Here is a 20400-nt window from a genome sequence, read left to right on the forward strand (position 1 = left end):
CGGGGCAGCACCGCCGCCTTGAGGGGAATCTAGGTCATGCGGGGGTGATTTGCCTAGGCCCCCTCGGGGTCCGCCGCCATAATTTGCGCCACTGCCAAGGGGAAGGACAGCCCCCGCTCCGCTCCGTAAGAGACGGCCCCTCTCCTCGCCCCGGGCAGGGGTCCCCCTAGGGGTCTGGGTGATGGTGGGGGCTGGGTGCGGTCCGGCTCGGGGTCTGAATGGGGCGCAGGACTCAATAGGCGGGCCGCTGGCGGGCATCTTGGCCCTTCTTGGTGGTGGGGTAGCCGAAAGAGCTTGAGGGGTTTTCTATGGGCTTCCTATGGCTTCCCCGCAATCTGTGGGGCTTTGGTCTATCTATTGTGGTCTGTGCAATTATGTGCGCGGCATCTTGCGGTCTGCTCCGCGTCGTATTGCGAAGGGCGACAGGATCGGAACTGCTCGGAACCTGCCTGCCGCCCCCCTGCAAGCGCACCGGATGGGACAAGCACCCGATACAGGAGTGCCGCAGGCGGTGGTGACGGCATAGGCCCGCGACAGCCTCTTGTCGCATGAGTTCTGTTCATCGGGCAATGGTGATGGTCTGGGCATGGTGCAGCAGATGCACCGGGATAGCTGCACGGGGATCATGGATCAGGGGCGCTAGGTAGCACTGCAAGAGGGGGACTAGGTAGCACCCACGGGATGGGATCGGGATCAGGGTTCTATCTTCCCCGAGAATACTTGCCCGAATAGAGCGAAGCGTTCTGGCAGGGCGTTCACGGAACGAAGTGCAGTTGAACGCTTGTTTTAAAACCTTGTCTTTTCTCTTCTCGAAGAGAAGTACTTATTTATAGGGGTGAGATTTCACCCCTAGTCCCTGCCTGTAGAGGTGGAATTCCACCCCTAGCCCGGCGTTTCAGGGGGTGAGATTTCACCCCTTGGGCCAATGCTTGGGAAGTAGCGGCGCGGCCAGTTCCATCACCGCATCCATGCGACTGGCAACATCGTCCTCGGACGTGATCGCCTGCCAGCCCGCCAGCACATCGCGGACGGTCTTGGCTTGGGAATCGGTCGGATAGCGCATTTCCGTCCAGACGCGCCGGAAGGTGCGGGCGTCCATCGTTCGGGTTTCAAAGTTGTGATCCTGACTCCACCACAGCAGAGACAGGACGGCGCAGAACGCCGGTTCGGTCAGTCTGTAGTGGTTCACCTTATCGACTGCACTTCGGCCCGTAGGTGCTCGCAGATCGCGTTTTAGGACGCCCGCCTTGACCAGTGAATTCGTCGCCGCCTTCACCGCCTGAATGCCTGCCTCGCGCGGGTTCTTTGCCGCCGGGCTCACAAGGTCCAATTCGCAGGCGGTAGTCTCATAGCTTTCATATCGCCAAAGCCATCCGTCCGCCCCCGCCGCCCCATGAGGAAGCCAGCGCAAATGCCGCCGTAGAACATTCGCAGCATGGACATGCGGCTTATCGGGAAGCAGCACCGCACCAACCTGCCGCGCGTGGTCGTCGTCACGGAAGTTCATAAAGCCATATGGCTGCGGCGGCGGGGCAGCAAACCGCTTTGACCAAGTGTCGCAAAGGCCTTGGTAAAGAGTCCGTGCGGCTTCCGTCTCGAAATTGATTTCAGGCGGAATTACGTCCTTAGGCATGAGGTGACCCCTTTTCGGTTCTCACGCCCTTGCAGGCAGGGAAAGACGGACATACTATGCAAGGGCTTGTGAGAGAGCATTTGATTTGAGGGTCCGGCGGCAACCGGACCCTTTTCCATTCTAAAGCTGGGTGCCTTTATTTTCTATGGCTTTCACGTCCCAAAGATCGCCCAGCCGATACCGAATGCGGCCATCTGGCAGAGTCAGGTACCTTACCTTGGGGGGCGTGTCGTTTTCTCGCGCTTGCTGCCTATAGCCCGGTAGCCGCGATTTGGACCAGCCCAGATAAGCCGTTGCCTCTTTCGTGGTCAGCAGCGTTTCTGGATTGGTCATGTCCTTGGGTAGCGGGGCTATGAGAGCACCCGGAATGTCCGGTTTGTCCGTTTTTCCAGACATGCGGTCATTCCACCATGCCTTGCGCCATCACCTGCAAAAGCACTTGGCGGTCGTATTTGATGGTGCGGCCAATGCGAATGAAAGGGAATTTCGGGGGCATCCCGCTGGCCTTCGCCACATAACGGTCTTGATTAAGATAAGACTCGCTCATGCCGATCACGTCAGCGGCTTCTTTGTTGGTCAGGTAGCGTTTTTCTTGTGCCATGTCGGGCACTCCATGGAGAGGGCCATACGATACCCGCCCGGTCATTCGGACGCGGTAAGACGTAGAGCCCTCCATGGCCTGCCGCACAAGCTCGCCAGCTTAACGTGCAACATCAGGAATGAATCTAGTCGAGCGCGGAAAGGTTTGCAAGAGGGACGCAGCCCCCGAAACTTTGTTGCTCTTGCTCGGGATTCTTTGTTCTTTTAGGAATGATGCCCATGAGCCGGTCAATCTCATTGGATATTTGCTGCATGGGCTCGCGCAGGCGGTCCACGGTAATAATCACATATCCCGCCGTTACGTCCGTGTTGGTCGTATGGTTCAGCAGCTTCTTGAGCCGGTAATGCTCAACATTCAGGTTTGATCCAAGGATGCTGAAATTCCGCCGCAGGTCGTGGAATTGCAGAGGGTAGCCGATCGGTTCCCGCGCCTTTTCAAGCCAATGCTGAAACGCGGTACAAGCGCCATCCCTGCCGCTGAAAACCCGTTCATCGGTTTTGCTTTCAACGCGGCGTTGGAACAGCGCGAGCAGTTGGTCGGACACGGGCAATGTGTGATCGGTCCTGTTCTTGGTATCCCGCAAGGTGAACGTGCGGGCCGTCATATTCACATCGGACCAGAGCAAGCCCAGCCCCTCGGATTTTCGCAGCCCGGCCCGCAGCAGCAATTCGAGATAATCGGCGAAAGCATGGGCATTCGGGTTCAGATCGCCATGGAGCCGGTCCAGATGCGCCTTGAAGGCGGGGAACAGATCATCCGGCAGATAGGTTTGCCGCCGCTTGGTCTTGTGCCAGCGCCGCAGGTCTGAAAGCCGCTTCACGGGATTCTCGGGCAGCGTATAGCGGCCATCAGGACCAGCCGTGGCCGCGCGGGCATATCCGTACATGGACCGATAGACACGAAAGGCGAGGTTCGCCGTTGTCGGGCCGTTCTCGCGTGTGATCTTGTCGAAGCGGGCAACGCAATCGTTCGGCGTAATGTCCTTGAGCTGCTTCTTCCGCCAGCCTGCGAAGTAGGTTTCGAGGATCATCTTGTAATCCGCTCGGGTGCCCTCCTTGAGGTCACGGCCCGCGAGGAAGTCGCGCACGGCCTCGTCTTGTGTGATGGACTTGGCGCGGGCGTCCGCCTTCGCTTTGTTCGGATCAATGCCGGTCGCCATGGAGCCGAGGGCTACGCGGGCTTGCTTCCGTGCCTCGTCCAGCGTGAACACGTCAGCCTTGCCGATGGTGACGCGGCGGGTGCGGCCAGCCACTCGGCTTTCCGCGTAATAGGTCTTGCCGCCCGGCGTTGCCCGCAGGCCGAAGCCCTGTAACGTCTCATCAGTATAAAGTACCTGCCCGCTCGGGGGCGTTGGCAGGTCGCGCACGGTGGCAGCGGTCAGCTTCAATTTCGGCATCTCTTGGCCCTCCTATGGCCTCTGATTCGCCCTGCCTGCCCCCCGCTGTGTAGGCAGGGAAAAGGCAAAAAGCATGGAACCAGCTAGAAGCCGATGAATCGTCCTGCAAGACTAAGCCTAGGATAACGCTGTATTTTTGTAAGACGGTGCAAGACAAAGGAATAGGAAAAAAGAGCCACGGGACGAGGCAAGATCAAGTAAGATCTGCCCTTCGCGACGAGCAGCCAAGGCCGCGTCCCCCGGAAAGGGACGCGGCCTTTGCCATGCGGGCAGGGCCGGCGGGCTTGAGTCGGGCTGCCGGTCGTTCCTGCGCAACTCAATGGAAATCCCGCGACTTCGGCAGCATCCTGACCTGGCGCGGATGCCGCGGCCGGGGCGCGGGCAGGTCGCGCGGGCTTTCGCCCGCCAGCCGCAGCAGCGCGTCCGAACGGTCGCCCAGCCATTGCGCAACGACATGGGTGACGCCCTCGGCGCGCTGGACCTGGCCGTGCACCTCGAGCAGGCGGGCGGTCATCGTCACGCGGCGGAAGCGGGCGAAGACATTCTCCCACAGCACCAGGTTGGCGACGCCGGTTTCGTCCTCCAGCGTGACGAAGCAGATGCCCTTGGCGCTGCCCGGGCGCTGGCGCACCAGCACGATCCCGGCCATGCGCAGGGGGGCGCGGTTCGGCAGATCGGCCAGCCCGGCGGCGCTGACATAGCCCTGCGCCTGCATCGAGCGGCGCAGGAAGGCCATGGGATGCGCCTTCAGCGACAGGCGCTGCGTCTGGTAATCGGCGGTCACCTGTTCGGAGAGCGGCATGGCGGGCAGGGCGACGGCGGGCTCGGCGCCCTCGTCGCGGGTCCCGAACAGCGGCAGGTCCGGCGCATCGCGCAAGGCGCGCGCCTGCCACAGTGCCGCCCGGCGGTCGAGACCCATCGAGCGCAGCGCATCCGCCGCCGCGATCACCCGGATCGCGCGCGCGTCGAGCCCGGCGCGGGCCTTCAGCGCGGCCAGCGAGGCATAGGGCGCCGCCCCGCGCCGCTTGGCGATCCTGTCGCCCGACGCCTTGCCCAGCCCCTCGACCTGGCGCAGGCCCAGCCGCAGGGCGATGCCCTCGGCCCCGGTCTCCAGCCGGTTGTCCCAGGTGCTGGCATTCACATCCACCGGCAGCACCGTCACGCCATGGTCGCGCGCATCGCGCACGATCTGGGCGGGCGCATAGAAGCCCATCGGCTGGCTGTTCAGCAGCGCCGCCGCAAAGGCGGCCGGGTAATGGCATTTCAGCCAGGACGAGACATAGGCCAGATGCGCAAAGGCCGCGGCATGGCTTTCGGGAAAGCCGTAGTCGCCGAAGCCCTTGATCTGGTTGAAGCAACGCTCGGCGAATTCGCGGTCATAGCCGCGCCTGACCATGCGGCCGACCATCTTGTCCTGCAATTGCTCGATGGTGCCGCGCGAGCGGAAGGTGGCCATGGCCTTGCGCAACTCGTCCAGCTCGTCGGGCTTGAACTCGGCGGCGACCATGGCGATCTTCATCGCCTGTTCCTGGAAGATCGGCACGCCCAGGGTGCGCTCCAGGATGGATTTCAGCTCGTCCGGGTCGCCGCCCTGGGGAAAGGGATAATCCACCGGCTCGTCCTTGCGGCGGCGCAGATAAGGGTGGACCATATTGCCCTGGATCGGGCCGGGGCGGACGATGGCGACCTGGATCACCAGGTCGTAGAACTCCTTGGGCCGCAGGCGCGGCAGCATGTTCATCTGCGCCCGGCTTTCGACCTGGAAGGTGCCCAGGCTGTCGCCCCGCCGCAGCATCTCGAAGGTCGGCTCGTCGTGGTCGTCGAAATCAGCAAGCGTCAGCGCGCGGCCGTAATGCGTCCCAATCAGGGCAAAGCATTTGCGGATGCAGGTCAGCATCCCCAGCGCCAGCACGTCGACCTTGAGGATCCCCAGCGCGTCGATGTCGTCCTTGTCCCATTCGATGAAGCTGCGCTCGGGCATGGCGGCATTGCCGATGGGCACGGTTTCCGACAGCGGCCCCTCGGTCAGGATGAAGCCGCCGACATGCTGGGACAGGTGGCGCGGCATGCCGATCATTTCCTCGGCCAGCTTCACCGTGCGCCGCAGCAGGGGGTCGCGCAGGTCGAGCCCCGCCTGATCGGTCGAGGCGGCGGACATGTCATTGCCCCAACTGCCCCAGACGGTATTGGCGAGCGCCTGCGTCACGTCCTCGGACAGGCCCATGACCTTGCCGACCTCGCGGATGGCGCTGCGCGGGCGGTAATGGATCACCGTGGCGCAGAGCCCGGCGCGATGGCGGCCGTATTTGTCATAGATGTGCTGGATCACCTCCTCGCGGCGCTCATGCTCGAAATCGACGTCGATGTCGGGCGGCTCCTTGCGGGTGTCGCTGAGGAAACGCTCGAACAGCAGCTGGTGCTTGGCGGGATCGACCGGGGTGATGCCCAGCACGTAGCAGACCGCGGAATTCGCGGCCGAGCCGCGGCCCTGGTGCAGGATCTGCTTTTCCTCGGCGAAATTCACGATCTCGTGGATGGTCAGGAAATAGGGCGCGTAATCCTTGCGCCCGATCAGGTCCAGCTCCTTGTGCAGCGTGGCCCGCACCTGCGGCGGGATGCCGTTGGGATAGCGTTCGCCGGCGCAAGCCCAGGTCAGCGCCTGAAGATGCTGCTGTGGGGTCAGGCCCGCGGGCACGGTTTCGTGCGGATATTCGTATTTCAGCTCGTCCAGCGAAAAGCGGCAGCTGTCGGCGATCTCGCGCGTGGCGCGGATGGCGTGCGGCCAGTCGGCGAACAGGCGCTGCATCTGCGCGGGGGATTTCAGGTGCCGCTCGGCGTTCTGCGACAGCAGCAGGCCCGCCTTGGCGATGGTGGTGCCCGCGCGGATGCAGGTCATCACGTCCTGTAGCGGGCGGCGGTCGGGGGCGTGGTAATGCACGTCGTTGGTGGCGACGATGGACAGTTCCGCCGCCCGCGCCGCCCGGTCCAGCCGGTTGATCCGCGCCCGGTCGTCGCCGCGATAGAGCCAGCTGGCCGCGACATGGGACAGCTGCGGCAGGCGCGCGGCCAGCCCGGGCAGGGGCGACAGGTCGTCGCCCGGCAGCCAGATCAGCCGCAGCCCCGCGGCATGGGCGGCGAGGTCGTCGAGGCTGAGGTCGCAGCGGCCCTTCTTCTGCCAGGCCCCCTCCAGGTCGGCGCGGCGGCCCTTGGTGAGCAGCGTGGCCAGCCGGCCATAGGCGGCGCGGTCGGTCGGATAGGCCAGGAAGCCGGTGCCATCCGCCAGCACGATCCGCGCCCCGATCAGCGGCCGCAGGTGCAGCTGGCGCGCCGCCGCATGCAGCCGCACCACGCCGGCCAGGCTGTTGATGTCGGCGATTCCCAGCGCGTCATAGCCCAGAAGATGCGCCGCCAAGGCCAGCTCGCTGGGCTGCGAGGCGCCGTGCAGGAAGCTGAAGGCGCTGGTCACGCCCAGTTCGACATAGGCCGAGGCCGGGTTCGGCGCCGCCACCTCGGGCAGTTTCAGGGCGCTGCGGGGGTGGTGGTCGGGCATCAGGCGAAGATCCCGTGCAGGAACCAGCGCGGCGCGCCGCCGCGGCCGTCCTGGGCCAGCCCCTCGCGATAGATCCAGAGCCGGCGGCCGCTGTCGTCCTCGATGCGGAAATAGTCGCGCAGCCTGGTGCCGGGGCGGTCCTGCCACCATTCCGGCGCGATGCGTTCCGGCCCGGCGTGGCGGGCGACGCGCAGGGTCTGGCGGCGCCAGATGAATTGCGCCGGCGGGCCCTCGGGGATGGCGTAAAGCACCTGGATCTCCTCGGGCGGGGTCAGCAGGCGCAGCGGGCGGTCGGGCCGGGCCGGGGGGGCCGGGCTGTCGTCCAGCGGCGGGCCGGGGATTTCCGAGCGTTCTGGGATATGGCTGTCCTGCGGCAGCGGCCGGCTGATCGCGGCGGCGCCAAAGCGCGCGACCAGCCGGTCGACCAGGCGCGACAGCGCCAGCGCCTCGGGGGCGCTGCCGTCCAGGGCGGGCTGGGCCTGGGCCAGGGGTTCGACCGCCTCGGCCGCAAGCCGGATCAGGTCGAAGCCATAGCCGGGATCCAGCCGGTCCAGCCGGCCCTGGAACAGCCGCAGCAGATGCGCGGGATCGCGGGCCGGGGCGGCCAGCGCGACGCGGATGTCGCGCCGCTCGCCATCGACGCGGAACACCGACAGGCAGAGCCGCCGGCAGCCGCGATCCTGCGCCGCCATGCCGGCGCAAAGCTGCCCGGTCAGGCCGGGCAGCCAGTCCGAGGGGTCCATGACCGGCTCGGCCAGCCGGGCCTCGGCGGCGAATTCGGCCGGCGGCTCGGGCGCGTCCAGCGGTTCCGCCGCGCGTCCCAGCGCCTGGTCGAGCCGGATCAGCGGGTTGTCGGCCGGCGCGGTCCGGGAGAAACGGCGCATCAGCGGCAGACGCGGAATCGCGGCCAGATCGCCGATGGTCTTCAGCCCCAGCCGGTGCAGGAGCAGCAGGGTTTGGGGTGAAAGCCGCAGCGCCGCCACCGGCAGGGGAGCGAGCGCGGGCAGCGGATCGGTGCAGATCGCGCGCTCGGGGCCAAAGCGGGCCAGCGCCCAGGCCGCGCCGCGCGTCGGGGCGAGCCCCAGTCGACAGGTCAACCCGGCGCGGGCGAATCCGGCCTGGATGTCCGTCAGCAGCGCGGGCTCGCCGCCGAACAGATGCGCGGTGCCGGTGATGTCGAGGACCAGCCCGTCCGCATCGTCCACGGCGCTGAACGGCCCCCAGCGCCGGATCCAGAAGGCCAGGCGGGCCAGCCGGGCGGCGTCCTGCGCGGGCTGGGCATCCTCGACCCGCAGCTCGGGGCAGATGCTGCGGCAATCGACGACGCGGGCGCCGGGCCGGGCGCCAACCTCTTCGCCGGTCCGGGTTGCGGCATGGATGACGGGCCCATGCGGCCCGGGCGCGGCCAGCGCCAGCGGCACGGTGTCAGTCCAGGCCGCGCCCTGCCGCGCGCGCCGGTGCAGCCAGCTCTCGATCGCGAGGCGGGGCAGAAAGATCGAGACGATCCGCCGCCCGGTCATGGCGCGCCACCCAGGTCGAGGGCGGCTGGCCGCGCGCCCGGAACAGCTCGGCTAGCCAGCGCGGATCGCCGGGCGCCTTGGGGTCGTCGGGGTCGGGGGTCGAGGGCAGGGCCGACAGCCGCCAGCGCATCCGCGCCGCGCTGGCATCGGGCCGGGCGGCATGGCGGATCAGCCAGCAGGGCAGGCCGGCCGTTTCGGCACGCAGGGCCAGGCGGCGGCTGGCGGTAAAGCTCAGCGCCGGGGGGGCGCCATGGATCTCTCCGACCACGGCGGCCAGGGCGCGACTGCGCAGGCCATCCTCCAGCGCGGCCAGCACGTCGGCGGGACGGGTCAGGTCCAGCCGCAGCAGCGCCCGGCCGGTGCCGGGCAGGAAGGGGGCGCCGAATTCGGCCCGGCTGAGCCGGTCCTGCGCCCAGAGCACCCGCCCCGGCGGCAGCGCCGCCAGCACGAATCCCGCCGCCGCGGCATCCAGGGGGTGCCGGGAATCGAAGGCCTCGGACAGGGTCGCGGTGGCAAGGCGCGGCACCGCGGGGGCTGGCGCCCGTCCGAAAGGCGTCACCCCGCGCAGGAAAGGGTGGGCGGTCATGGTTCGTTCACGATGTTCCTTGTTTGTTCTAGTTCTGCGCGGAAGATTCGTCAATCGGCCGGGCGTGCTGGCAGAGGTTGGGCGGGCTGGCTGGTGCTTCCCGACATCCAATGCGTTTTTGGGGCCTTGTTGCACAGATGTGCCCGTGGGCCCTGCGACAGGATTTCTGAACACGGGATCGCCGTTAGGGCGGCGAAGCGGACCGGGAATTTGACGGTCGAAGCCCTGGGTCATGAGGCCCTGACCCGGCAGTTCCACGCAGCCCATCTTCGTTTGACGCGGCACCAGTGGCACCATCATCGCCACAGCGCTCCGGCAAGATAGGTAATCGCGCTCTGCGCAGGCTGCATTTCCTGCGACCGTGCCGGCAATTCTGGTATTCCACGGCTTGGCATTCTTGCGCGGCGGGATGATAGGCGGGTCTGCGCTCGGCGACGTAGCATGAGCGTGATAAGCACCGTCTGCGGTTACACTTCCGATCCCCTTGTCACCGGTTTTGCCTGGCAGGTGGGAAGAACAGGTGCCGCCTACGGGACACTCGTAATCTCGGCAGCCTTGATATCCGGGGTTCCCTCGCTATCCCCCTTGAGCCTGATGGCGTCACCATGCTGGCCTGCATACTGTTGATCAGCAGACGCAGCACTTCCCAAAGCGGCGATACGCGATGGTTAAGGCGCCTTCTGGCGGCGCGACCCTGCTGACGTCGGGCACCGTCCAATCGAGCGCAAGACCATGCCGAACAGCGCCTTCACCGGCAGGCATATCTGCGGGGCGGTATCGCCATAGGTCTGCTGTCGGCCCCGGCGGCCCGTCGGGGCGGCGTTCCATATCGAAGAGCAGTGCGGGATGGCGCCTTGGCGCTTGATTGTGAGTTGGTCAGTCACTTTCTCTTGTCGGTCTGATACGAGCACAAGTCATCACTTTGACTAACGGAAATAATCCAAAGATTTTTGCGCAATAGAGCCTCTGCAAGTGAAAAAGGCGGCACCGGGTGCCGCCTTCTTTCTCAGGACGCAGATCAATCGGCCGTCAGCAGCGGCGGCTTCGAGTTGCTGATCTTGGGCGTTTCGGGGCCGGTGATGTCGAAGACGGGCTTGTCGTCCTCGATCCGCACCCGCACGATCCCGCCCTTGGTCAGGCGACCGAACAGCAGTTCCTCGGCCAGCGGCTTCTTGATCGTTTCCTGGATCACGCGACCCAGCGGCCGGGCACCCATCTTTTCGTCATAGCCCTTTTCGGCCAGCCAATCGGCGGCTTCGGAGGTCAGCTCGATATGGACGCCGCGGTCGATCAGCTGCGCTTCCAGTTGCAGCACGAATTTCTCGACCACATGGACCACCACCTCGCGCGAGAGGGCGGCGAAGCTGATGATCGCGTCAAGACGGTTGCGGAACTCGGGCGTGAAGGTGCGCTCGATGGCGGCGGTATCCTCGCCCTCGCGCTTTTCGCGGCCGAAGCCGATGGCGGCCTTCTGCATGTCCGAGGCGCCGGCGTTCGATGTCATGATCAGGATCACGTTGCGGAAATCCACCTGTCGGCCGTTGTGGTCGGTCAGCTTGCCGTGGTCCATCACCTGCAAGAGGATGTTGTAGACATCCGGATGCGCCTTTTCGATCTCGTCGAGCAGCAGGACGCAATGCGGATGCTGGTCGACGCCATCGGTCAGCAGGCCGCCCTGGTCGAAGCCGACATAGCCCGGAGGCGCGCCGATCAGGCGGCTGACCGCGTGCTTCTCCATGTATTCCGACATGTCGAAGCGCAGCAGCTCCACGCCCAGCGTGCTGGCGAGCTGCTTGGCCACCTCGGTCTTGCCGACGCCGGTCGGGCCGGCGAACAGGTAGTTGCCGATCGGCTTTTCCGGTTCGCGCAGGCCCGCGCGGGCCAGCTTGATCGCCGAGGCCAGGGCCTCGATCGCCGCGTCCTGGCCGAAGACCAGCCGCTTCAGCGTCGCGTCCAGATCCTTCAGCACCGCCGCATCGTCCTTGGAGACGCTTTTCGGCGGAATGCGGGCGATCTTGGCGACGACCGCCTCGATCTCTTTCGGGCCGATGGTCTTGCGGCGCTTGCTTTCGCTGACCAGGTGCTGCGCGGCGCCGGCCTCGTCGATCACGTCGATGGCGCTGTCGGGCAGCTTGCGGTCGTTGATGTAGCGGCTGGCCAGTTCCACCGCCGACTTGATCGCGTCATTGGTATAGCGCAGGTCGTGGTGCTTTTCGAAGCTGGGCTTCAGCCCCATCAGGATCTTGATCGCGTCGGGCACGTTCGGCTCGTTCACGTCGATCTTCTGGAAGCGCCGCGACAGGGCGCGGTCCTTTTCGAAATGCTGGCGGAACTCCTTGTAAGTGGTCGAGCCCATGCAGCGCAGCTTGCCGCCGGCCAGAGCCGGCTTCAGCAGGTTCGAGGCGTCCATCGCCCCGCCCGAGGTCGCGCCGGCGCCGATCACGGTATGGATCTCATCGATGAACAGGATCGCGTCGGGATGCTCTTCCAGCTCCTTGACCACGGCCTTCAGCCGTTCCTCGAAATCGCCGCGGTAGCGGGTGCCGGCCAGCAGCGCGCCCATGTCGAGCGAGAAGATGGTCGAGCCGGCCAGCACGTCCGGGGTCTCGCCCCGGGTGATCTTCAACGCCAGGCCCTCGGCGATGGCGGTCTTGCCGACGCCCGGATCGCCCACCAGCAGCGGGTTGTTCTTGCGCCGGCGGCACAGCACCTGGATGCAGCGCTCGACCTCGTCGGCGCGGCCGATCAGCGGGTCCACGTCGCCCTTGGCGGCCTTGCGGTTCAGGTCCACGCAATATTTCGCGAGCGCCGTCTCGTCCTTGGGGGCGGGCTCGGCCTGGGCCTGCTCGCCCTGGTGCTCGGCACCCTGCACCGGGCGATTCTCCGAGAAGGAGGGGTTCTTGGCGACGCCATGGGCGATGAAATTCACCGCGTCATAGCGGGTCATGTCCAGTTCCTGCAGGAAGAAGGCGGCGTTCGATTCCCGCTCGGCGAAGATGGCGACCAGCACGTTCGCGCCCGTCACCTCGGTCCGGCCCGAGCTTTGCACATGGATCGCCGCGCGCTGGATCACGCGCTGGAAGGCGGCGGTCGGAACGGCCTCGGATCCCTCGACATCGGTGATGAGGGTCGACAGGTCGTCTTCGATGAACTCGACCAGCATCCGGCGCAATTCGTCCAGATCGACGTTGCAGGCCCGCATCACCTTCACGGCATCGGGCTCTTCCGTCAGCGCAAGCAACAGGTGCTCGAGCGTGGCAAGCTCATGGCGATGGTCGTTGGCCAGCGCGAGGGCGCCATGGATGGCCTGTTCCAGCGAGGTCGAAAAGGAAGGCACTTCAAGCTCCTGTCAGTCGGCTGGCGGTTTGGGCCGCCATATCTAGCGGTCCACCTGACCAGACTGTCACGATACAGTTAAGAATTGGTGGATTTTCGCGCAATTCAAGCGGTATTTGCTTCCGCTCATGCCGAATTTCCCGCGGCTGAGGCAGATGTGATGATCGGCAGGCGAAATTTCAAGCAGCCCGCCCGCCAGCGGCGCCCCGGCGCCACAAGGACGGGATGCCATTCGAATTCTCTTGTCGCGTTGCAGAAACATCTCAGAACACGTCCTTGCGCCGGCGCAGCTCGGCAAAGACGCGGGCATCGGATTGGCCCTGCAAGCCCAGGAAATCCCGCAGTTCCGCCACGCGCAGGAAGGGATTCGTTGCCCGTTCCTCGACCAGGGTCGAAGGTGCGCAGGGCCGCGCCCCCGCCGCGGTTTCCGCCAGCCGCTTCTGCAATGCGGCATTGTCCGGCTCGACCGAAAGCGCGAAGGCGCCGTTGCCGCGGCAATAATCGTGGCCGGAACAGACCAGCGTTTCCCCTGGCAGCGCATTCAGGCGCGAGAGCGAGTCCCACATCGTCTCGGCGTCGCCCTCGAACAGCCGGCCGCATCCCAGCGCCATCAGGCTGTCGGCGGTAAAGACCATGGCCGATTCTGGCAGGTGGAAGGCGATATGGCCGATGGTGTGGCCGGGCACGTCGATGACCTCGGCCGGCTCGCCGCAGATCCGCGCCGTCTCGCCGGGTCGGACGGCCAGGTCCAGCGGCGGCAGGCGGGCGGCGTCCTCTGCATTGCCCATGACGCGGGCGCCGGTCATCCGGACCAGTTCGGGCACGGCCTGGATATGGTCGGCGTGGTGATGGGTCAGCGCGATCAGGTCCAGCGTCCAGCCGCGCGCGGCCAGTTCTGCCAGGATCGGCGCGGCCTCGGGGGCGTCGATCAGCGTGGTCTGGCCATTGCCGTTGAGCAGCCAGGCATAGTTGTCGGTCAGGCAGCGGACGGGGACCAGTTCCAGCGGCATTGGCAAAATCCTCTCTTTGCCGCAGTCTGGCCGGGCGAAGCGGGGGACGCAATGCATCACGACGTCTATGAGCTACGGAAGTTCTACTATACCCGCGCGCTGGGCCGGGTGGTGCAGCGCGTGCTGCGCGACCGGCTGAGCGGGATGTGGCCGCCCGAGCAGACCCAGGGCATGACCGTCGCCGGCTACGGCTTCGCGGTGCCGCTGCTGCGGCCTTGGCTGGGGCGGGCGCGGCGGGTGATCTCGCTGATGCCGGGGCCGCAGGGGGTGATGGCCTGGCCGGCGGGGCTGCCGAATTGCTCGGCGCTGTGCGAGGAGACGGCCTGGCCGCTGGACACCGGCAGCGTCGACCGGCTGGTGCTGCTGCATGCGCTCGAGACCGCCGACCATCCGGCGGCGCTGATGGACGAGGCCTGGCGGGTGCTGGGACCGGGCGGGCGGATGCTGGTCATGGTGCCGAACCGCGCCGGCCTCTGGGCGCGGTCCGAGACGACGCCCTTCGGCTTCGGCCGCAGCTATACCGCCGGGCAGCTCGATGCGCAGGCCCGCGCGGCGGGCTTCGTCGCCGAGGGCACCGGGGCGGCGCTCTACATCCCGCCCTCGGACCGGCGCTTCTGGCTGAAAAGCGCCCAGATGTGGGAGCGGGCGGGGCTGCGCATCAGCCAGGTGCTGGTGGCGGGCGTGGTGCTGTCCGAGTTCAGCAAGCAGGTGCAGGCCCCGGTCGGGCGCGGCCGCAAGGTCAGCGTGCCGAGCCCGCTGGCCGTGCTGGAAGGCATCGCCCGGCCGCGGCCGGCGGGGCAGGGCGCGGGGCGCACGGTGCGCGGCCGCACGCAGCCCGAATCTGCGGCGCGATCCCCCGCCGCGGAGCCGGGCCGGAATTAGCTTCGCGCGCGCGAGGCGGGGCGGCTCGGCGACTGTTTGCGCAATCGGGGTCGGGACCGGCGGCACATGGGCGCTGCAAGGGCCGCAAACCCTCGCATTTCCGTGTTCAAGGCGGTTGCGGCAGCGAAAAGCACCTGCTAGAGACGCCGCAGATTTCGGGAAGGCCCTAGCCCGCCGTGCCATGGCCCCCATTTGACCCGCGCTCCGCGACAGACCGGCCCGAACGCCGGCCCGCCTGCGGAGCTTGCGCTAACCGGAAGGATGACCGTGGCCAATTCCGCTTCGATTTCCGCTGATATCGCCGGGCGTTATGCGCAGGCCCTGTTCGATCTGGTCCGGGACGCGGGAGGGATCGACACCCTTTCAGCCCAGATCGACGACCTGGCCTCGGCCTATGACGCCAGCGCGGATCTGCGCGATCTGACCGTCTCGCCCCTCTACGACCGCCGCCAACAGGAGGCTGCCATCGGCGCCCTGGCCGACAAGATGGGTCTTTCGTCCGAGCTGGCGAATGTCCTGCGCCTGATGGCCCGGAACCGCCGGCTGTTCGCGCTGCCGCAACTGATCGCCAAGCTGCGCGGCCTGATCGCCGATGCGAAGGGCGAGGTCACCGCCGACGTGGTCAGCGCCCAGGCGCTGAGCGACGACCAGAAGTCCCGCCTGACCGACGCGCTGGCCGCGAAATCGGGCAAGAAGGTGAAACTGAACGCGCGCGTCGATGAAAGCCTCATCGGCGGCATGATCGTCAAACTGGGCTCGCAGATGATCGACAGCTCGATCCGCTCCAAGCTCGCCTCCCTCCAGAATGCTATGAAAGAGGTCGGATAATGGGAATCCAGGCTGCCGAAATCTCGGCCATCCTTAAGGATCAGATCAAGAATTTCGGTCAGGACGCCGAGGTGGCCGAGGTCGGGCAGGTGCTGTCCGTCGGGGACGGCATCGCCCGCGTCTACGGTCTGGACAAGGTTCAGGCCGGCGAGATGGTCGAATTCCCGGGCGGCATCCGCGGCATGGTGCTGAACCTTGAAACCGACAACGTCGGCGTCGTGATCTTCGGCGACGACCGTTCGATCAAGGAAGGCGACACCGTCAAGCGCACCGGCGCCATCGTGGAAGTCCCGACCGGCAAGGGCCTGCTGGGCCGCGTCGTCGACGCGCTGGGCAACCCGATCGACGGCAAGGGCCCGATCGCCGACCCGGTCATGGCCATCGCCGACGTGAAAGCCCCGGGCATCATGCCGCGCAAATCGGTGCACGAGCCGATGGCGACTGGCCTGAAGTCGGTGGACGCGATGATTCCCGTCGGCCGCGGCCAGCGCGAGCTGATCATCGGCGACCGCCAGACCGGCAAGACCGCCATCGCGCTGGACACCATCCTGAACCAGCAGAACTACAACGGCCGCGAGGCCGATGGCATGAAGACCCTGCACTGCATCTATGTCGCCGTCGGCCAGAAGCGCTCGACCGTGGCCCAGCTGGTGAAGAAGCTGGAAGAGACCGGCGCCATGGCCTACACCACCGTGGTGGCCGCGACCGCCTCGGACCCGGCGCCGATGCAGTATCTGGCGCCCTATTCGGCGACCGCGATGGGCGAATATTTCCGCGACAACGGCATGGATGCGCTGATCATCTATGACGACCTGTCGAAACAGGCCGTGGCTTATCGCCAGATGTCGCTGCTGCTGCGCCGTCCGCCGGGGCGCGAAGCCTATCCGGGCGACGTGTTCTACCTGCACTCGCGCCTGCTGGAGCGTTCGGCCAAGCTGAACGAATCGCATGGCGCCGGCTCGCTGACCGCGCTGCCGATCATCGAAACCCAGGCGGGTGACGTGTCGGCCTATATCCCGACCAACGTGATCTCGATCACCGACGGCCAGATCTTCCTGGAAACGGAACTGTTCTTCCAGGGCATCCGCCCGGCCGTGAACACCGGTCTGTCGGTGTCGCGCGTCGGTTCGGCCGCCCAGACCAAGGCGATGAAATCCGTCGCCGGCCCGGTCAAGCTGGAACTGGCCCAGTATCGCGAGATGGCGGCCTTTGCGCAGTTCGGCTCGGACCTCGACGCGGCGACGCAAAAGCTGCTGAACCGCGGGGCACGTCTGACCGAGCTGATGAAGCAGCCGCAATATTCGCCTCTGACCAACGCCGAGATCGTCATCGTGATCTATGCCGGCACCAAGGGTTACCTGGACGGCATCCCGGTCAATGACGTGACCAAATGGGAACAGGGCCTGATCCAGTATCTGCGCAACCAGAAAGCCGACCTGCTTGACGACATGACCAGGAACGACCGCAAAGTCAGCGGCGATCTTGAGGATGCGATCAAGGCGGCTCTGGACGGTTACGCCAAGACCTACGCCTGAGGAGGGTGACAGATGCCCAGCCTCAAGGATCTCAAGAACCGGATCGGCAGCGTCAAGAACACGCGCAAGATCACCAAGGCGATGCAGATGGTCGCCGCCGCCAAGCTGCGCCGCGCGCAGGAGGCGGCCGAGGCTGCGCGTCCCTATGCCGACCGCATGGCCAGCGTGATGGCCGGGCTGACCGCTGCGGCGGCTGGCTCGGACAATGCGCCGCGCCTGTTGGCCGGCACCGGCGAGGATCGCCGCCACCTCCTGGTGGTGATGACCTCGGAGCGCGGGCTTGCCGGCGGCTTCAACTCGTCCATCGTCAAGCTGGCCCGCCAGCGCATGGCCGAGCTGCAAGCCCAGGGCAAGCAGGTCGAGCTGCTGACCGTCGGCAAGAAGGGCCGCGAGCAGCTGAAGCGCGAATACTCGCAATATTTCGTCCATCACGTGGACATGAGCGAGGTGAAGCGCATCGGCTATGAGAATGCGCGCGGCATCGCCGACGAAATCCTGGACCGTTTCGACGCCGGCCAGTTCGACGTGGCGACGCTGTTCTACAACCGCTTCGAATCGGTCATCAGCCAGGTTCCGACCGCACGCCAGATCATCCCCGCCGTGGTCGAGGAAGGCGCCGAGGCCGGAGCCTCGTCGCTTTACGACTACGAACCGGATGAGCACGCGATCCTGAACGACCTCTTGCCGCGTTCCGTGGCGACCCAGGTCTTCGCGGCGCTGCTGGAGAACGCGGCCTCCGAACAGGGTGCCCGGATGAGCGCGATGGACAACGCGACCCGCAACGCCGGCGACATGATCAACAAGCTGACCACCGAATACAACCGGACGCGTCAGGCGGCGATCACCAAGGAACTTATCGAAATCATCTCGGGCGCAGAGGCGCTCTGACACGTAGGGGTTAAACACATGGCAGAGGCCAAAGGAAAAATCACGCAGGTGATCGGCGCCGTGGTGGACGTGCAGTTCGACGGCCAGCTTCCGGCGATTCTGAACGCTCTGGAAACCGAGAACAACGGCAAGCGCCTGGTGCTGGAAGTGGCCCAGCACCTGGGCGAGAACACCGTCCGCACCATCGCCATGGACGCGACCGAAGGTCTGGTCCGCGGCCTGCCCGTGACCGACACCGGCGCACCGATCACCGTTCCGGTGGGCGAAGTGACGCTGGGCCGCATCCTGAACGTCGTCGGCGAGCCGGTGGACGAGGGTGCGCCGCTGACCGTCACCGACCGCCGCGCCATCCACCAGCCGGCGCCGGACTTCGCCCAGCAGGCGACCACCTCGGAAATCCTGGTCACCGGCATCAAGGTCATCGACCTGCTGGCGCCCTATTCCAAGGGCGGCAAGATCGGCCTGTTCGGCGGCGCCGGCGTGGGCAAGACGGTTCTGATCATGGAACTGATCAACAACATCGCCAAGGTGCACTCGGGCTACTCGGTGTTCGCGGGCGTCGGCGAGCGGACCCGTGAAGGCAACGACCTTTACCACGAGATGGTGGAATCGGGCGTCATCAAGCCCGACGACCTGTCGAAGTCGCAGGTGGCGCTGGTTTACGGCCAGATGAACGAGCCTCCGGGGGCGCGGATGCGCGTGGCGCTGACCGGCCTGACCGTGGCCGAGCAGTTCCGCGACGCCACCGGCACCGACGTTCTGTTCTTCGTCGACAACATCTTCCGCTTCACCCAGGCCGGTTCGGAAGTGTCGGCGCTCCTGGGCCGCATCCCGTCCGCCGTGGGCTATCAGCCGACGCTGGCCACCGACATGGGCGCGATGCAGGAACGCATCACCTCGACCAAGAACGGCTCGATCACCTCGATCCAGGCCGTCTACGTTCCGGCCGACGACCTGACCGACCCGGCGCCGGCCACGACCTTCGCGCACCTCGACGCCACGACGGTTCTGTCGCGCGCGATCTCGGAACTGGGCATCTACCCGGCCGTGGACCCGCTCGACTCGAACAGCCGGATCCTGGACCCGGCCGTCGTGGGCGAAGAGCACTACAACACCGCCCGCGCGGTGCAGGGCATCCTGCAGAAATACAAGTCGCTGCAGGACATCATAGCCATCCTCGGCATGGACGAGCTGTCCGAAGAGGACAAGCTGACCGTGGCCCGGGCCCGCAAGATCCAGCGCTTCCTGTCGCAGCCCTTCGACGTCGCCAAGGTCTTCACCGGCTCGGACGGCGTTCAGGTGCCGCTGGAGGACACGATCAAGTCGTTCAAGGCGGTGGTGGCCGGCGAATACGACCACCTGCCGGAAGCGGCCTTCTACATGGTCGGCGGCATCGAGGACGTGAAAGCCAAGGCCGCGCGCCTTGCCGCTGACGCGGCGTAAGGGGGCGACATGGCCGACACGATGCAGTTCGACCTGGTGTCGCCGGAGCGGAACCTGGTGTCCGTCCCGGTGCGCGAGGTGCGCCTGCCCGGCGCCGACGGCGATCTGACGGCGATGCCCGGCCATGCGCCGGCCATCGTCAACCTGCGCCCCGGCCTGGTGACCGTGGTCGCGGCGGACGGCAGCCAGACGGAATTCGCGGTGACCGGCGGTTTTGCCGAGATCAACAACGACTCCGTCACCCTGCTGGCCGAACGCGGCCATCCGCGGGCCGAGATGACGCAAGAGGTCTTCAACGAGATGATGGCGCAGGCCCATCGCCGCGTGCAATCCGCCAAGGAGCGCGACTCGGCCGGCGAGGAAATCGTCGCCGCCGCCGTCAAGCTGCTGGCGGATATGGAGGCCCTTGGCACCCATATCGGATTGGACCCGAACCACTCGAATTTCCCGCACTAAGCGCGGGCATCTGGCGAAAAAGACAGCAAGCCCCGGAAATTCCGGGGCTTTCTCAATTGTTTCTCAACCTTTTATCATCAGGATGCGGGGCATTCGGTGAGGGGAAGGCGGAATTTGCGGCGTTTCGGACATTTTGCTGTCGGGGTCGAGCAGGGCTCGGTCGAGATGTTCTCGGCCTTCGAAAGCGGCGGTCCGATGTGGACCGGGCACGGGCCGCGGCTCGAGGTGCAGCGCGTGGATTTCGACGAAGGCTTCGCCGAGCCGCCGGTGGTGCATGTCGCGCTCAGCATGTGGGACGTGGATCGCAACGCCAATCAGCGCGCCGACATCCAGGCGGTGCAGGTCACGACGCACGGGTTCGAGCTGCAATTCCGCACCTGGGGCGATACCCGCGTCGCGCGGGTGCGGGCCAACTGGCTGGCCATTGGTCCGGTGCGCCACGAGGACGATTTCGACGCCGGCTGAGCCGTGCGTGATGCGATGCCGCGACCAAGGCTGTGGCGGCGCATCCCGGCGTTGGCGGACAGGTCGAAGCGAGGCTCCGCCCGCCAAGCCGGGCCTTGACCTGTTCGTCCAGCCCCTCGGGCAGGACATCGAGATGGTGGATCTTGGCCCGTGGGACCGACCTCCTGCACGGGTCGGCGCGTGGGGTTACAATTCCCTTGACGCCCACCATGGTTCCGTGATCTTGCCCCGCTCTCCCGCTCTCCCGCTCTCCCGCTCTCCCGCTCTCCCG

Annotated in this window: 17 protein-coding genes and 1 pseudogene; 7 read left to right on the plus strand and 11 right to left on the minus strand. The window is 66.2% G+C overall.

Going from position 1 to position 20400, the window contains the following annotated elements; genetic code table 11:
* Positions 1-910 precede the first annotated feature (910 nt).
* The 11 genes and pseudogenes from E3D03_RS04650 to gloB all read right to left on the minus strand — a co-directional run bounded on the left by E3D03_RS04650 (position 911) and on the right by gloB (position 13632).
* Complete coding sequence (locus tag E3D03_RS04650) at positions 911-1633, minus strand: hypothetical protein (protein WP_263566011.1); 723 nt, start codon at positions 1631-1633, stop codon at positions 911-913.
* 120 nt (positions 1634-1753) lie between these two features.
* Positions 1754-2029: a hypothetical protein gene (locus tag E3D03_RS04655; protein WP_263566012.1), complete on the minus strand. Its 276-nt coding sequence runs from the start codon at positions 2027-2029 to the stop codon at positions 1754-1756.
* 4 nt (positions 2030-2033) lie between these two features.
* Complete coding sequence (locus E3D03_RS04660; protein WP_263566013.1) at positions 2034-2234, minus strand: helix-turn-helix domain-containing protein; 201 nt, start codon at positions 2232-2234, stop codon at positions 2034-2036.
* 124 nt (positions 2235-2358) lie between these two features.
* A complete protein-coding gene (locus tag E3D03_RS04665; protein ID WP_263566014.1) occupies positions 2359-3630 on the minus strand; it encodes a tyrosine-type recombinase/integrase in 1272 nt (423 codons plus the stop codon).
* 316 nt (positions 3631-3946) lie between these two features.
* A complete protein-coding gene (locus E3D03_RS04670) occupies positions 3947-7180 on the minus strand; it encodes an error-prone DNA polymerase (RefSeq protein ID WP_263566015.1) in 3234 nt (1077 codons plus the stop codon).
* Positions 7180-8700: a Y-family DNA polymerase gene (locus tag E3D03_RS04675; protein WP_263566016.1), complete on the minus strand. Its 1521-nt coding sequence runs from the start codon at positions 8698-8700 to the stop codon at positions 7180-7182. The genes E3D03_RS04670 and E3D03_RS04675 overlap by 1 nt, the downstream gene beginning before the upstream one ends.
* Positions 8606-9286, minus strand: coding sequence for an ImuA family protein (locus tag E3D03_RS04680; RefSeq protein ID WP_263566017.1), 681 nt, complete (start codon positions 9284-9286; stop codon positions 8606-8608). The genes E3D03_RS04675 and E3D03_RS04680 overlap by 95 nt, the downstream gene beginning before the upstream one ends.
* Positions 9287-10008: 722 nt before the next feature.
* Positions 10009-10113, minus strand: a pseudogene (locus E3D03_RS04685) (IS5/IS1182 family transposase); the annotation flags it as partial.
* 191 nt (positions 10114-10304) lie between these two features.
* A complete protein-coding gene (gene clpA, locus E3D03_RS04690) occupies positions 10305-12623 on the minus strand; it encodes an ATP-dependent Clp protease ATP-binding subunit ClpA (RefSeq protein ID WP_062561104.1) in 2319 nt (772 codons plus the stop codon).
* Between the two features lie 66 nt (positions 12624-12689).
* Entirely contained in the window at positions 12690-12884 is a 195-nt protein-coding gene (locus E3D03_RS04695) for a hypothetical protein (protein ID WP_156429084.1), read from the minus strand.
* Between the two features lies 1 nt (position 12885).
* Positions 12886-13632, minus strand: a complete 747-nt coding sequence (gene gloB / locus E3D03_RS04700) for a hydroxyacylglutathione hydrolase (protein ID WP_062561103.1) — start codon at positions 13630-13632, stop codon at positions 12886-12888.
* Positions 13633-13683: 51 nt separating this feature from the next.
* On the opposite strand from gloB, the gene E3D03_RS04705 reads away from it, so the two are divergent.
* The 7 genes from E3D03_RS04705 (at position 13684) to E3D03_RS04735 (ending at position 20129) form a co-directional block, all read left to right on the plus strand.
* Positions 13684-14514: a class I SAM-dependent methyltransferase gene (locus E3D03_RS04705; RefSeq protein ID WP_062561102.1), complete on the plus strand. Its 831-nt coding sequence runs from the start codon at positions 13684-13686 to the stop codon at positions 14512-14514.
* Between the two features lie 267 nt (positions 14515-14781).
* Complete coding sequence (locus tag E3D03_RS04710; protein ID WP_172823758.1) at positions 14782-15342, plus strand: F0F1 ATP synthase subunit delta; 561 nt, start codon at positions 14782-14784, stop codon at positions 15340-15342.
* Entirely contained in the window at positions 15342-16877 is a 1536-nt protein-coding gene (gene atpA, locus E3D03_RS04715) for a F0F1 ATP synthase subunit alpha (protein ID WP_263566018.1), read from the plus strand. Before E3D03_RS04710 ends, atpA begins: the two co-directional genes overlap by 1 nt.
* 12 nt (positions 16878-16889) lie before the next feature.
* Positions 16890-17765, plus strand: a complete 876-nt coding sequence (locus E3D03_RS04720) for a F0F1 ATP synthase subunit gamma (protein WP_017999839.1) — start codon at positions 16890-16892, stop codon at positions 17763-17765.
* Between the two features lie 18 nt (positions 17766-17783).
* A complete protein-coding gene (gene atpD, locus E3D03_RS04725; protein ID WP_263566019.1) occupies positions 17784-19208 on the plus strand; it encodes a F0F1 ATP synthase subunit beta in 1425 nt (474 codons plus the stop codon).
* Positions 19209-19217: 9 nt separating this feature from the next.
* The gene (locus E3D03_RS04730; protein WP_062561098.1) at positions 19218-19664 is read left to right on the plus strand and encodes a F0F1 ATP synthase subunit epsilon; all 447 of its coding nucleotides are present in this window, start codon (positions 19218-19220) and stop codon (positions 19662-19664) included.
* Positions 19665-19778: 114 nt separating this feature from the next.
* Positions 19779-20129: an H-type lectin domain-containing protein gene (locus E3D03_RS04735; RefSeq protein ID WP_263566020.1), complete on the plus strand. Its 351-nt coding sequence runs from the start codon at positions 19779-19781 to the stop codon at positions 20127-20129.
* Positions 20130-20400 lie beyond the last annotated feature (271 nt).

The sequence above is a fragment of the Paracoccus sp. DMF genome, assembly GCF_004407025.1.
Taxonomy (GTDB): Bacteria; Pseudomonadota; Alphaproteobacteria; order Rhodobacterales; family Rhodobacteraceae; genus Paracoccus; species Paracoccus aminovorans_B.

What these genes read in the sequence shown, in the direction of transcription:
- E3D03_RS04655 (WP_263566012.1), bottom strand. Translation starts at nt 2,029, where the DNA reads ATGTCTGGAAAAACGGACAAACCGGACATTCCGGGTGCTCTCATAGCC.
- atpD (WP_263566019.1), top strand. Translation starts at nt 17,784, where the DNA reads ATGGCAGAGGCCAAAGGAAAAATCACGCAGGTGATCGGCGCCGTGGTG.
- E3D03_RS04650 (WP_263566011.1), bottom strand. Translation starts at nt 1,633, where the DNA reads ATGCCTAAGGACGTAATTCCGCCTGAAATCAATTTCGAGACGGAAGCC.
- E3D03_RS04675 (WP_263566016.1), bottom strand. Translation starts at nt 8,700, where the DNA reads ATGACCGGGCGGCGGATCGTCTCGATCTTTCTGCCCCGCCTCGCGATC.
- gloB (WP_062561103.1), bottom strand. Translation starts at nt 13,632, where the DNA reads ATGCCGCTGGAACTGGTCCCCGTCCGCTGCCTGACCGACAACTATGCC.
- E3D03_RS04720 (WP_017999839.1), top strand. Translation starts at nt 16,890, where the DNA reads ATGCCCAGCCTCAAGGATCTCAAGAACCGGATCGGCAGCGTCAAGAAC.
- E3D03_RS04680 (WP_263566017.1), bottom strand. Translation starts at nt 9,286, where the DNA reads ATGACCGCCCACCCTTTCCTGCGCGGGGTGACGCCTTTCGGACGGGCG.
- atpA (WP_263566018.1), top strand. Translation starts at nt 15,342, where the DNA reads ATGGGAATCCAGGCTGCCGAAATCTCGGCCATCCTTAAGGATCAGATC.
- E3D03_RS04665 (WP_263566014.1), bottom strand. Translation starts at nt 3,630, where the DNA reads ATGCCGAAATTGAAGCTGACCGCTGCCACCGTGCGCGACCTGCCAACG.
- E3D03_RS04695 (WP_156429084.1), bottom strand. Translation starts at nt 12,884, where the DNA reads ATGTTTCTGCAACGCGACAAGAGAATTCGAATGGCATCCCGTCCTTGT.
- E3D03_RS04705 (WP_062561102.1), top strand. Translation starts at nt 13,684, where the DNA reads ATGCATCACGACGTCTATGAGCTACGGAAGTTCTACTATACCCGCGCG.
- E3D03_RS04670 (WP_263566015.1), bottom strand. Translation starts at nt 7,180, where the DNA reads ATGCCCGACCACCACCCCCGCAGCGCCCTGAAACTGCCCGAGGTGGCG.
- E3D03_RS04660 (WP_263566013.1), bottom strand. Translation starts at nt 2,234, where the DNA reads ATGGCACAAGAAAAACGCTACCTGACCAACAAAGAAGCCGCTGACGTG.
- E3D03_RS04730 (WP_062561098.1), top strand. Translation starts at nt 19,218, where the DNA reads ATGGCCGACACGATGCAGTTCGACCTGGTGTCGCCGGAGCGGAACCTG.